The organism is Raineya orbicola (genome assembly GCF_002843425.1).
In the GTDB taxonomy this organism is placed as follows: domain Bacteria; phylum Bacteroidota; class Bacteroidia; order Cytophagales; family Thermonemataceae; genus Raineya; species Raineya orbicola.
The window spans coordinates 40362-53318 of the sequence record NZ_NKXO01000002.1 but is presented as its reverse complement, the minus strand read 5'-3'; the positions used below and the strand labels follow the sequence as shown (position 1 = coordinate 53318).

Sequence of the window (12957 nt, the reverse complement as noted above, 5' to 3'; positions counted from 1 at the left end):
GTTTTCTTGACTAAGTAATTTTAGAAGGCAAAAATACATAAAAGATAAGAAAGTTTGAGAGATAAAGTAGCTTTTTAGATTTTCTTTTGAATATCCTGTTTATCAATTACATATGCAATTCTTTTTTCAAAATGATTAAGATTTGCCTTAAATGCAGGAATAAATACTTCTAACTCTTCTAACTTGCTTGAACTACTATTAAAAACGACAATTGAAATATTAAATTTTTCAATATTTTGCTGATTAACAATATTCTTATCAATAGTCAGGAGTATATCAAAGCTATTTTCTTCGCACAAAGCAAGAAGTTTACCGTTTTTAACGCCATTCCATTTCATTTCTGCAACTGTAAGTACCTCTAAACCTTCTAAAGCCGATTTCAAACGCTTAGTTACACACTCATCAAGTAAGATTCTCATAAAGAATAGCTGTTGATGACTCTATGAGTTTTTGTGAAGTTTCCAATAATTTTATGACCTGTTCTCTTTTTACTCCCTCAAAATCTTCTAAAAAAGTTTCAATGGTTTCCCCTGTTTCCAAATAATCAAAGAGGTTTTTTATAGGTACTCTTGTGCCATAAAAAACAGGAGTACCACCTAAAATTTCAGGGTCTATGTGCAAAACTTTCACTTCCATAAGCCAACTTAATTTAATCCCACCTCAAATGTTTTACCGATTCTCCTGAATGAGCCAGTTCTAAAAGAGCATCTATACCAATTTGTAAATGCTTTTCTACAAATTGAGCAGTAACTTTTTTATCACTTTCACTGGTTTTTACCCCTTCGGGAATCATCGGGTTATCGGAAACAAGTAGCAAAGCCCCACGTGGAATTTCATTGATAAAACCAACGGTGAAAATCGTAGCAGTTTCCATATCAATAGCGGCGGCACGAATTTTACGCAAATATTCTTTGAACTCCTCATCGTGTTCCCACACACGACGATTGGTAGTATAAACGGTGCCAGTCCAGTAGTCCAACTCGTGTTTTTTTATCATTGAGGAAACCGAACGAAGCAAACGGAATGAAGGCAAAGACGGCACTTCGGGGGGCATATATTCGGCACTCGTGCCCTCGCCACGTATAGCGGCAATAGGTAAAATCATATCGCCTACTTGGGTTTTGCGTTTCAGCCCACCACATTTACCCAAAAATAAAACCGCCTTGGGGGCAACTGCCAAAAGCAAGTCCATCACCGTTGCCGCCATTGCACTGCCCATACCAAAATTGATAAGCGTAAGTTCATCGCTACTTACGGCTTGCATAGGTTTCTCTTCGCCATAGATAGGTGCATTAAATTTTTCGGCAAACATATCTACGTAATTGCGAAAGTTGGTGAGCAAAATATAAGGACGGAAAAGTTCTAATGGCATTCCCGTATAACGTGGTAGCCAATCGCGTACAATTTCTTCTTTGGTTTTCATACAGCTATTTTTTTAGTTGTTTTCAGACGCACCAGAAGCCAAATACCTACAAGTACAAAAGGAATACTCAGCAATTGCCCTAAATTTAGTTGTATAGCTTGTTGTATAGCATTTTCACCTTCTACTTGGTTTTCTTTCAGAAATTCGTACAAAAATCTTAGCGAAAACAAGATAATCAAAAAAAGTCCAAAAATCAAGCCTTCAGGGGTTTTTTGTTTGTAACGGTAGTACAAGGCAAGTAAAAAAATGAATAAAAGCAAACTGGAAATACTTTCATAAAGTTGCGAAGGGTGGCGAGGCACACCATAAGCCTGCCAACTTATCTGAATTTCTTTATCTTTTTCAATAGTTTGAAATTTAGGATTGGAACTCAATACAATATGTTCGGCTACATCTTTGTTTTTAGTTGCTATGACAGGGATATTCATCTGTAAAAACTGCTTAGCTTCGCTTTCAGAGGTCTTTTCAGCGTCAAAATAGGTATGCACCTGCAAAGGTACAAGTTTAATACCATTGAGAGTTGTATCTTTGAAATCTGCTTTTTCTGTGAAATTTCGTTTGTAGCCTATCTGATAGCTTTCTTCGTAGCTTTCTAAAGCATTATCAATCCAACGATTAGCGAAAACAAAAGCAAAAGGCACATTAGAAGGCTTTCCGATAATTTCAGAGTTCATCAAGTTACCCAAGCGTATGAAACAACCTCCCAGAGCTACTACTATTACAAGTCTATCTAAAATCCACAAATACGAAACTTTATATTTACGACTGAAAAAATACACAGCAAGTAAAATACCGATAGCGGCACCGTGGCTGGCAAGCCCGCCTTCCCAAACCTTGAGAATATCAAGTGGGTGGGCAAAATAATAGTCAGGTTGATAGAAAAGCACGTGTCCGAGCCTTGCTCCTACTACGGTAGCAATGATAACATAGAACGAAAAAGTCGCTAAATCGTCTTCAGTTTTGCCTTCAATTTTGAAAATTTTCCCTAAAACATACTGACCCGCCAGGAAAGCCAAAGCAAAAAGCAAGCCGTACCAAGCGGCTCGGATATCACCAATTCGGATAAATTCGGGGTGAATGTTCCAAATAATATAGGAAAGCATTGATCTTTTTTTTGATTTTGCCTCAAAGTTTGAAAAAAAATAGTCAAAAGGCAAATCTTTCAGAAAATATACGGATTAGCCTGCAAGAAATCTGCTAATTTTCTGACAGCTATAGCCCTATGACTAATTGCATTTTTATCTTGTACAGACATTTCAGCGAAAGTTTGCTTATAGCCCTCAGGCAAAAACACAGGGTCATAGCCGAAACCTCCTGAACCTCGTTTTTCTTGCAAAATCTCCCCTTTTACAATGCCTTCAAATTGCCACTTTCCTTTTGCAGTAATAAGCGTAATGCAAGTCCGAAATTGGGCTTTACGATTGGGCTGGTTTTGCAAGTTTTGTAAAAGCAAAGCAATATTTTTTTCATCATTTTTAGGCAAACCCGCATAGCGTGCCGAATACACGCCAGGTGCATTCGCAAGAGCTTCTACTTCCAAACCGCTATCATCGGCAAAACAAGGAATTTGATATTTGTGCCAAACATATTCAGCTTTTTGGGCTGAATTTTCTTCTAATGTGTTCCCCGTTTCAGGGAGTTCTTCCAAACAGCCAATTTCTGCAAGCGAAACTAACTCAAATTGATTACCGACAATCGCTTGTACTTCTGCAATTTTATGCTGATTATTAGTTGCAAAACAAATTTTCATTTTTATGAAAAATTCAAGAATTCAAAAAATATTCAATTGCCAAATCATAGCCCTGCAAGCCCAAGCCCGAAATAATTCCTACCGAAACCATAGAAATATAACTCTTGTGGCGAAAAGGCTCGCGAGCAAAAATATTAGAAATATGTACTTCTATCACAGGCGTTTTTATAGACCGAATAGCATCAGCAAGGGCAATGGAAGTGTGCGTATATGCTCCTGCATTCAAGATAATACCTTTTGCCGAAAAACCTACTTCGTGCAAACGATTGATAAGCTCACCTTCAATATTTGATTGAAAGTAACCAATTTCTACTTGTGGGTATTTTTCCCGTAACTTTTCCAAATATGCCTCAAAAGTTTCCGAGCCGTAGATATGCGGTTCTCTTTTGCCCAAAAGGTTCAGGTTTGCCCCATTGACAATTTCTATTTGCATAGACATAAGCTATTAACACAAAAACAAGAAAAAAATTGCTTGAAAATTTGCCTTAAATTTCCGCATAAAATTCGGATTTCTGTATATTGCGAAAAAATTTTTTCGGCAATGAAATTTGGTGTAGTTGTTTTTCCCGGCTCTAATTGCGATGACGATATGGTTGATGCCCTTGAAAATTTAGGGCAAAAAGTCGTGAAACTTTGGCACAAAGAAAAAAACTTACAGGGCTGTGATTTTATTGTCTTACCTGGCGGTTTTTCGTATGGAGATTATCTGCGTACAGGGGCAATTGCTCGCTTTTCGCCTATTATGAGTGAAATTGTTGATTTTGCTGAAAAAGGGGGCTTTGTTTTAGGCATTTGCAACGGCTTTCAGATACTTACCGAAGCGGGACTTTTGCCCGGTGTTTTGCTTAAAAACACTTCACAAAAATACATTTGCAAAAACGTATTTATTCGCCCACAAAACGATGATACACTCATTACTTATAAATTACCTCGCAAAAAAGCCTACAAAATTCCTATTGCCCACGGCGAAGGACGCTTCTATGCCCCCGAAAAAGAGCTACAAGAAATTTTAGCCAATGGACAAGTAATTTTCAGGTATTGTGATGAAAACGGAAATATCACCAAAGACGCTAACCCTAATGGCTCTTTGGAAAACATCGCAGGTATTTGCAACAAAAAGGGCAATGTTATGGGAATGATGCCTCACCCTGAAAGAGCCTCCAATGCTCTGCTTGGAAATACTGACGGCGAATTTTTACTCAAAAGCATTATTGAAACTATCTCGCTGTGAGATAGTTTTTTTTAACTACTTACGTTCAAAAAATTAAGGTTTTCTTAGTTCTTATAGTTTTTTTCTTGCCTTTCTTTTTTATTTTTACTTTCTTTCAGTTGTCTTTTGAACTCTCGCCAAGCCGAAGGACTGAAAATATTAAGTGTAGGTAAGGAACTATTAGTTACAGGCTTCATTGATTGCATTTGTAGTTGTTGTTGGGAGGCATTTTGACCATCTTGAGCCATCTGACGAGAAGCATCTAACATTTTGCCTTTGTCTAAATTTTCTCGCATAGCCTTTGTCTCTTCAGTTTCGGTTTCCATGTTCAAAAATGCCTCTCGGAAAGTATGCTCATCGGAATAAGGAAAAACCTGAATAGGAGCAATGGTTTCTACGGCTTCCTCCAAAGGTAAAACAACCGAATAAGCCTCTTCCTGATTAGTAGGTACTTTGTAAAAGGCAGTTCGGTAATTAACAGAACGAATGACAAGGCTATCGCCTGCATTTACACGTAAACTAAATATTCCTTTATCATTAGAAATTGTACCACGACTAGCAGTGTAATTTATTACTCGTACCCCCGATACAGGTGCTTTGCTTTCTTTATCAATGAGCATACCTGTTAGAATAATCTGTTGGGCTTGTATTTGCAAAGTAAATCCCAACAAGAAAATTATCCAGAAAGTTTTTGTAAGTTTCATAAAAATTGTTTTTTCAGCTTCTAATTAACGAAAGTATTATTGCAAAAGTTTTCGTTGACCCAAATTTCTAAGTATTTTTGGAATGTATCTCACTTTTCAAGCAATTTTCTCGGTATGTTAACCCCAAAGTAATTAGCAAGCAGCTATTTATCTTAATACGTTAAGGGTTCATTTTCTTATCTGGCTTATTTAAAAAGATATTTTTAATTAAATTAGATACAGAAAGTTTTTGCCAAAATAAGAGCAGATATTCGATTTATCCAAGAACTTTTAGGATAATAAGACTTCAAAACGACAGTCCGCTACACAAAAATAGCACTGCGTAATTGAATTGTCTAAATATTGCCCTGCCTGTTTGAAAAAGTTTCATCTATGTGTTTCTTTTTTGTATAACTATTTTGATTTTGAATAAAGAAAATTTTTTCGTTTTTTTGGAATTTCAAAAATATACTTGTATATTTGCGTATATTTATAAGTTAGCGGCAAGCATAAACCAACACCGTACAAAGAATGAACCCTCTCATAAAACAACTTAAAAAATACGGAAATCTGACCTCTGAAATCGAAACAGAACTTAACGAAAAAATTAAAAGTCTGATAAAACAAAAAGGCGATTTTTTGCTCAAAGAAGGACAAATTGTTTCAAGTTTATTCGTAATTGAAAAAGGGCTTGTTCGTTCGTTTTATAATATCAATGAAAGAGAAATTAATGTTTGGTTTGGTTTTGAGAGCGGAATTTTAGGTTCAGTAATGCCATTATTTTTTAGCCAACCTTCAATTGAAAACATTCAGTTTTTAGAAGACACCACTTTATATTATATCTCAAGCAATGACCTTGAAAGTTTCTACAAATCATCGCAGGAAATGAATACGATTGGTAGAAAAATGGCAGAAGAATATTGCAAAATTTTAGAGGAACGTTCTTTTTTATTACAAACACATACCGCAGAACAGCGTTATCATTGGCTTTTGAAAAACCAACCCGAAGCTTTGCAAAGAATTTCTTTAGGACATATTGCTTCTTATTTGGGTATTTCGCAAGAAACATTGAGCCGTATTAGAAAGAAATAACGATTTTGACATTTGTCAAAAAAAGCACTTTTTAATTTTTGTATCTTTGCATCAGTTAAAACAAAAGAACAATGAAATATTTATTTTTATCATTAGCAATCGTACTTGAAGTTGTAGGTTCGAGCTTTATGAAAGCATCAGACGGTTTTTCAAAATTATTGCCAACAGCGATAACAATTGTGGCATATATTGCTTCCTTTTTCTTTTTATCGCAAGCTTTAAAATCCATTCCTTTGGGAATAGCTTATGCAATTTGGGGTGGTTTAGGAATTGTCTTGACAGCTATAATTTCGGTTGTGGTATTTAAGCAATCGTTAGACATTCCAGCAATTATTGGAATTATTTTAATTGTGACAGGAGTTATCGTAATAAATTTTTTCTCAAAATCAGCAGCACACTAAAATGCCAGCCGCTAACAAGGGTTTTGCAATAGTGGGGCGAAACTGCAAAGTTCAACGGTTGTTCTTCGGTTGAACTTTAGTGCAAAATTGAAGATTTGTGCTTCGATTGCCCCACCATCGCAAAGCCCCGAACCGTTGTGCCTCATTGTAAAAAAGCCGACAGCACAAACAGCACATTTGGTTTTTGCCAACACGCAAGCCAAAGTTCAAAAAACCAAAAGAGCTGTTTTTTGCCAACGCTTGACAGAATAAAATTTGTACCTTTGCGTTTATAAAAATTATGACAAGATTTTTTTACATAGCATTATTAACCCTGATTGGTTTCTCTTTGACTCCAACAGATACTTATGCTTGTGGGTCAAAATCTGAAAACTTAGAAAATACTTGCACCAAAAAATCTAATACGGAAACGGAAAAGAAAGATTGTTGCGACACAGAAAAAGGACAATGTGGTAAACACAGTAAAGATTGTGATGGGAAATGCGGAAACCCAGCTTGTCATTGTCCGACTAATTGTACAAACTTTACAATTCCTTTTTTTGATGGTTTTTCAGGAATTACAATAATCGTTAATAAGCCTAACTTTTATTATCAAGACACCTATTATTCATCAGGCTTTCTTTCAATTTGGCAACCGCCCAAAATAGGCTAATTTTATTACCTTGACAGCAATAGGTCTGACTAATTGAAAGCATTTTTCTTGCTTACAAATTCTATTATTCGTTAAACATTTAATTTTTAAAAATATGAAATCAATAAAAATATTGATGGCAATTACGCTATTGCTATCGTTCACAGCGTGTAACGCTCAAATCAAAAACGCTAAAACCGAAAGCGTAAAAATTTACGGTAACTGTGGTATGTGTGAAACGACCATTGAAAAAGCAGGAAACATTAAGAAAGTAGCACAGGTAGATTGGAACAAAGATACCAAAATGGCTACTTTAACCTACGACCCAAGCAAGACCAGTCAAGTCGAAATCTTAAAGCGTATTGCTTTGGCAGGGTACGATAGCGACCAATTTCTTGCTCCTGATGATGTGTATGCTAAACTTCCAGAATGTTGTCAATACGACCGTGTGAAAAAATCAGAAATGGTAAAAGTAGAAACGATTGACGACCATTCTAAGTACAATCACGAAGGAGCAACAAACAAGTCAAATGAAACAAAGCAAGTAGTAAATCAACTCAAATCAGTTTTTGAAAACTACTTCGCATTAAAAGACGCTTTGGTAAAATCTGATGGCAATTTGGCTTCTGCCAAAGCAAAAGAACTACTCAATGCTCTTAATGCCGTGCAGATGAACAAACTTTCTAATGAAGAGCATATCGTTTGGATGAAGGTAATGAAAGATTTAGTATTTGATACCGAACACATTGAAGAAACCAAAGATGTGGGACATCAGCGTGACCATTTCAATACTTTATCAGATAATATGTATCAACTCTTGAAAGCTTCTAAACAAGAAACGCCTACCTATTACCAACATTGCCCAATGGCAAACAATGGTAAAGGTGCTAATTGGTTGAGCAAAGAAAATGCCATTAAAAACCCTTACTACGGTTCTCAAATGCTTTCTTGTGGTATAACGGTTGAAAAAATAGAATAAGTGAAACTATACATCAAAAATATGGTGTGTAGTCGCTGCAAAATGGTAGTGAAGTCTGAGTTGGAAAAACTCGGACTTCAACTACTTGCAGTTGATTTGGGCGAAGTAGAAACTATTGAACCAATTTCGGCTCACCAAAAAAGCGAGATTGCAGAACACCTGAAAAGCTTTGGTTTTGAACTGATTGATGACAAGAAAAGCCGATTGATTGATAAAATCAAAACTTTGATAATTGAATTGGTGCATCAACAAAACGCTCAGCTCAATTCCAATCTGTCCGATTATTTGTCAAAACATCTGGCACAGGATTATTCATCTCTTAGCAATTTGTTTTCGGAAGTAGAAGATACAACCATTGAGAAATATTTTATCAACCAGAAAATAGAAAAGGTAAAAGAGTTGCTTCTGTATGATGAATTAACTCTGAGTGAAATTGCTTTTCAGATGAATTACAGCAGTGTGGCGTATTTGAGCAATCAGTTTAAAAAGGTAACAGGTTTTTCTCCTTCGCATTACAAGCAATTGAAAGACAAAAAACGAAGGCAAATTGAAGACTTATAAATGTTACAACTCAAACCCAAAATAACACAACAACGATAAGCAAATAGCTTCGGAACTTTGTGCCATAGTTTTTAACCTTTAAAATATAAGATTATGGTACATACATATCAAATAACAGGAATGACCTGTTCAAGCTGTGAAGCAAAAGTTAAATCATCGTTGTTGATGGTGGAAAATGTGGTAAGCGTTGAAGTTTCAAAAGACGAAAATTCAGCCACAATCACAATGGATAAACACATTCCATTGGATAGGTTGCAAAAAGCCTTGCCTGAAAAGTATCAGATTTCTGCACAACATCACAGCGAACTGGCAGAACAAACCAAAGGTTGGCTAGCCACCTACAAGCCAATCTTGTTGATATTTTTTTATATCTCATTGGTAACGACATTAGTACAGTTTACCAACGAAAGGTTTGATACAATGCAGTGGATGCGACACTTTATGGCGGGTTTCTTTTTGGTATTTTCGTTTTTCAAAATGCTCAATCTGAAAGGCTTTGCCGAAAGCTATGTAATGTATGATGTTGTAGCAAAGCGGTTACCCGCTTGGGCTTATATCTATGCTTTCACAGAATTGGCTTTGGGCATTGCTTTTTTAGTAAATTTTAATCCACTTGTTACTAATAGTGTAACATTTATTGTAATGAGCATCAGCATCATCGGGGTATTACAATCGGTATTGAACAAAAAGAAAATACAATGTGCCTGTTTGGGTGCCGTGTTCAACTTGCCAATGAGTACCGTTACCATTATTGAAGATGCCCTAATGATAGCAATGAGTGCTTGGATGCTTTTAAACCTGATTTAGAATGAAATTTATAAAATTTATAAAATGGTTAATCAAAAAAATATTTATAAAAAATTGTTGCCGATAGTGTTCCTACTATTGGCAACACAAGTCGTATTCGCCCAAAAAGTGGTGCGATACGACCTTTACATAAAAGACACCATCGTTAATTTTACAGGAAAAAACAAGCGAGCCATTGCCGTAAACGGACAAATTCCTATGCCAACACTTACATTTACAGAAGGTGACACGGCTGAAATTCACGTACACAATAGGCTCAAAGAAAGTACATCTTTGCATTGGCACGGTTTGTATCTACCCAATAAAGAAGATGGCGTGCCGTATTTAACACAAATGCCGATTAAACCCAATACCACGCACATTTACCGTTTTCCGATAATTCAAAACGGAACACACTGGTATCACAGCCATAGCGGATTGCAAGAACAAATAGGAATGTATGGCTCAATGATTTTGCTCAAAAGGGCAGACGACCCCACTTTCAGAAAAGGGATTGATGATTTGCCAACCGTTCCCATTATTTTAAGTGAATGGACAGACTATAACCCTGACAACATTCACCGTATGTTGCACAATGCTAATGATTGGTTTGCTATAAAGAAAAATACTGTTCAGAGTTACGGAGAAGCCATAAAAGCAGGTCATTTCAAAACCAAACTCACAAACGAATGGAAACGAATGCTAGCAATGGATGTGAGCGATGTGTATTACGATAAATTTCTGATTAATGGAACATCTGAAAGCCAACTCTCTCAATTCAAAGCAGGTGATAAAGTACGGCTGCGAATTTCCAACGGTGGTGCTTCGTCTTATTTTTGGCTCACGTACGCAGGAGGAAAAATGACCGTTGTTGCCAATGATGGTAATGATGTGGAGCCTGTTGTGGTAGATAGACTGATTATCGGGGTTTCAGAAACCTATGACGTAATAGTTACCATTCCCGCAGAAAATACTTCTTACGAACTTTTGGTAACCCCCGAAGACCGCACCAAATCAGCATCAATTTATATAGGTTCAGGCATCAAACAGTTGGCAAGTCCATTACCAAAACTGAAATATTTTGAAGGAATGAAGATGATGAACGATATGATGAAAATGAATGGTGATATGAAAGATATGGGTATGAATATGAGCCTGCAACAAATGGATATGAACACAGTAATGTATCCTGAAATTACGGGAGAAAATAAACCAAAATCATCTCAACATTCAGACCATAGCAATCATACAATGCCAAGCAATGACATTGTTACATTAAACTACGCAATGCTCAAATCACCTACCAAAACCACTTTGTCAGAAAATGCCCCTGTCAGAGAATTAAGGTTTGAATTGACAGGAAATATGAACCGCTATGTGTGGAGTATGGACAACCGAGTACTTGCAGAAACCGATAAAATTCTAATCAAAAAAGGAGAAATTGTAAGGATTACGCTTTACAACAACTCAATGATGCGACACCCGATGCACTTGCACGGACACGATTTTAGGGTTATCAACGGGCAAGGCGATTATGCACCACTCAAAAATGTATTGGACATCATGCCAATGGAAACCAATGTCATAGAGTTTGAAGCCAATTTAGAAGGCGATTGGTTTTTTCACTGTCATATTCTCTACCATATGATGGCAGGAATGAACCGTGTGTTTAGCACAGAAAACCAAGCACCTAATCCTTATTTACCCAATAAAAAATGGGCTTATAGAAAGCTGCAAAGAGAAAGCAACGAACTGCACTTTATGTTCCAAAACGACTTTGCGACCAATGGTAATGACGGAATGACTATGTTGCAAAATACCCGTTGGAGTTTTGGCACAGAATGGCGTTTGGGATATAACGACAGACACGGTTACGAAACAGAAACCCACATAGGACGATACATAGGCAGAAATCAATGGCTAATGCCATTTATAGGTTTTGATTGGCGATACAGAAAACACGAAACACCAGAAAAAAATCTTTTTGGGCAGACTAATACCAAAGACAATCGGACACAGTTTAGTTTAGGGGTTGCATATACTCTGCCAATGCTTATAATTTTACAAACAGAAGTCTATCAAGATGGAAATGTAAGAGTACAATTAAGACGTGAAGACATTCCGCTTTCAAAAAGGTTTAGAGCCTCATTTATGGTAAATACAGACAAAGAATATATGTTTGGACTAAATTATATCGCAAGTAAAAACTTAGGGTTCAGAACACATTACGACAGCGATATGGGTTTTGGAATAGGACTGACATTTAATTATTAAAGCCAACCCACAAGCCATACACATTGCCAAGTCGCACCAGCTGACCCGCAAACCAAAACTTGGCAAAGAGTATGGCTTTCCCTAATCAGACGGATTTGGACGACAATATAACGGACGAAAAAGAACAACGAAGGCACAACAGCGGTTTGGCGTAATGGCGGGTTCAGTGCTTCGTATGACAGTTTTGTGGTAGGTTTAAGTGCAGTGCTTCGATTGAACTTTTGTGCTAAATATCCGCCACTACGCCAAGCGCCAAAACGTTAGCACCAATTCTAAAACCACATACAACAACACAAAATGAAAGTAAAATCAATTTTCGTAAATCTTCCAATCAAAGACCTTAAAAAGACAAGGGCCTTTTGGACAAATCTCGGATTTACTTTTAACGAACAATTTTCGGATGACAGGGCATTGTGCTTAGTTCTGAATGACGGACTGATATATGTAATGCTTGTCACTCACGAAATGTTCAGCACATTTACAAACAGACCCATTGCAGACGGAACAACCACTCAGGTTTTGACAGCTATCCAGGTAGAAAGCAGGGAAGAAGTTGACAGAATTGTAAAACTTGCCATTGAAAACGGTGCAACACGATACAGAGAAAGTGTCGACCACGGCTGGATGTATTACGACTGCTTTGCCGACCCGAACGGTCACCAATGGGAAGTGATGTTCACCGACCCAACTCAAATGCAACTATAAAATTTTGGCAACAGAAAAAATAACTATTAAGGCAATTGTTTCGGCAGCCAAACAAAAAGTTTGGGACTATTACACAAAACCCGAACACATTACTAAATGGAATTTCGCGATTGATACATGGCATTGTCCGAGAACGTCAAACGAAATGAAAGTTGGCGGGCGATATGTTGCAAGAATGGAAGCCAAAGACGGAAGCTTTGGATTTGACTTTGATGCTGTTTACAAAGAAATCAACCAAGGAGAAAGTTTTACTTATGAGTTTGGCGGACGACTTGCAACGGTTGAGTTTAATGAAGTAAACGGACAAACAGAAGTAACCGTAACATTTGACCCTGAAACAGAAAACCCAATTGATTTACAAAGACAAGGTTGGCAAGCAATCTTGGACAACTTTAAAAAATATACGGAGACAAACTGAAGAACGAAAAAAGCTATTGCTAACAGCGATTTGGCGTAATGGCG

General features: G+C 36.9%; 17 protein-coding genes. 10 read left to right on the top strand and 7 right to left on the bottom strand.

Annotation, left to right across the window (positions count from 1 at the left end; genetic code table 11):
• Positions 1-74: 74 nt before the first annotated feature.
• The 6 genes from Rain11_RS00775 to aroQ are packed head-to-tail and all read right to left on the bottom strand — an operon-like array spanning position 75 to position 3606.
• Complete coding sequence (locus Rain11_RS00775; protein ID WP_101357422.1) at positions 75-419, bottom strand: DUF5615 family PIN-like protein; 345 nt, start codon at positions 417-419, stop codon at positions 75-77.
• Complete coding sequence (locus Rain11_RS00770) at positions 403-636, bottom strand: DUF433 domain-containing protein (protein WP_101357421.1); 234 nt, start codon at positions 634-636, stop codon at positions 403-405. Before Rain11_RS00770 ends, Rain11_RS00775 begins: the two co-directional genes overlap by 17 nt.
• A gap of 13 nt (positions 637-649) precedes the next feature.
• Positions 650-1423 carry an AMP nucleosidase gene (locus Rain11_RS00765; protein WP_101357420.1) on the bottom strand — a complete coding sequence of 258 codons (774 nt, stop codon included), beginning with the start codon at positions 1421-1423 and terminating at the stop codon, positions 650-652.
• Complete coding sequence (locus Rain11_RS00760; RefSeq protein ID WP_101357419.1) at positions 1420-2526, bottom strand: prolipoprotein diacylglyceryl transferase; 1107 nt, start codon at positions 2524-2526, stop codon at positions 1420-1422. The genes Rain11_RS00765 and Rain11_RS00760 overlap by 4 nt, the downstream gene beginning before the upstream one ends.
• Positions 2527-2585: 59 nt before the next feature.
• Positions 2586-3173 carry a non-canonical purine NTP diphosphatase gene (locus Rain11_RS00755; RefSeq protein ID WP_101357418.1) on the bottom strand — a complete coding sequence of 196 codons (588 nt, stop codon included), beginning with the start codon at positions 3171-3173 and terminating at the stop codon, positions 2586-2588.
• 13 nt (positions 3174-3186) lie between these two features.
• Entirely contained in the window at positions 3187-3606 is a 420-nt protein-coding gene (gene aroQ / locus Rain11_RS00750; protein WP_101357417.1) for a type II 3-dehydroquinate dehydratase, read from the bottom strand.
• A gap of 108 nt (positions 3607-3714) precedes the next feature.
• On the opposite strand from aroQ, the gene purQ reads away from it, so the two are divergent.
• Positions 3715-4404 carry a phosphoribosylformylglycinamidine synthase I gene (purQ, locus tag Rain11_RS00745; RefSeq protein WP_101357468.1) on the top strand — a complete coding sequence of 230 codons (690 nt, stop codon included), beginning with the start codon at positions 3715-3717 and terminating at the stop codon, positions 4402-4404.
• Between the two features lie 44 nt (positions 4405-4448).
• On the opposite strand, the gene Rain11_RS00740 is transcribed toward purQ, so the two are convergent.
• Complete coding sequence (locus Rain11_RS00740) at positions 4449-5087, bottom strand: carboxypeptidase-like regulatory domain-containing protein (protein WP_101357416.1); 639 nt, start codon at positions 5085-5087, stop codon at positions 4449-4451.
• A 510-nt stretch (positions 5088-5597) separates the two neighbouring features.
• Between Rain11_RS00740 and Rain11_RS00735 the strand changes: the two genes are divergently transcribed.
• The 9 genes from Rain11_RS00735 to Rain11_RS00695 all read left to right on the top strand — a co-directional run bounded on the left by Rain11_RS00735 (position 5598) and on the right by Rain11_RS00695 (position 12913).
• Complete coding sequence (locus tag Rain11_RS00735; protein WP_101357415.1) at positions 5598-6158, top strand: Crp/Fnr family transcriptional regulator; 561 nt, start codon at positions 5598-5600, stop codon at positions 6156-6158.
• A 71-nt stretch (positions 6159-6229) separates the two neighbouring features.
• A complete protein-coding gene (locus Rain11_RS00730) occupies positions 6230-6559 on the top strand; it encodes a DMT family transporter (RefSeq protein WP_101357414.1) in 330 nt (109 codons plus the stop codon).
• A 280-nt stretch (positions 6560-6839) separates the two neighbouring features.
• Positions 6840-7211, top strand: a complete 372-nt coding sequence (locus Rain11_RS00725; RefSeq protein ID WP_101357413.1) for a hypothetical protein — start codon at positions 6840-6842, stop codon at positions 7209-7211.
• A 94-nt stretch (positions 7212-7305) separates the two neighbouring features.
• Positions 7306-8169, top strand: a complete 864-nt coding sequence (locus Rain11_RS00720; RefSeq protein WP_101357412.1) for a DUF3347 domain-containing protein — start codon at positions 7306-7308, stop codon at positions 8167-8169.
• A complete protein-coding gene (locus Rain11_RS00715; protein ID WP_101357411.1) occupies positions 8170-8730 on the top strand; it encodes a helix-turn-helix domain-containing protein in 561 nt (186 codons plus the stop codon).
• A 93-nt stretch (positions 8731-8823) separates the two neighbouring features.
• On the top strand, positions 8824-9537 hold the full coding sequence (locus Rain11_RS00710; protein WP_101357410.1) for a heavy-metal-associated domain-containing protein: 714 nt from the start codon (positions 8824-8826) through the stop codon (positions 9535-9537).
• A gap of 66 nt (positions 9538-9603) precedes the next feature.
• Positions 9604-11790 carry a multicopper oxidase domain-containing protein gene (locus Rain11_RS00705; protein ID WP_243390517.1) on the top strand — a complete coding sequence of 729 codons (2187 nt, stop codon included), beginning with the start codon at positions 9604-9606 and terminating at the stop codon, positions 11788-11790.
• 297 nt (positions 11791-12087) lie between these two features.
• Entirely contained in the window at positions 12088-12495 is a 408-nt protein-coding gene (locus tag Rain11_RS00700; protein WP_101357408.1) for a VOC family protein, read from the top strand.
• Positions 12496-12499: 4 nt separating this feature from the next.
• Positions 12500-12913, top strand: a complete 414-nt coding sequence (locus tag Rain11_RS00695; RefSeq protein WP_101357407.1) for an SRPBCC domain-containing protein — start codon at positions 12500-12502, stop codon at positions 12911-12913.
• Positions 12914-12957 lie beyond the last annotated feature (44 nt).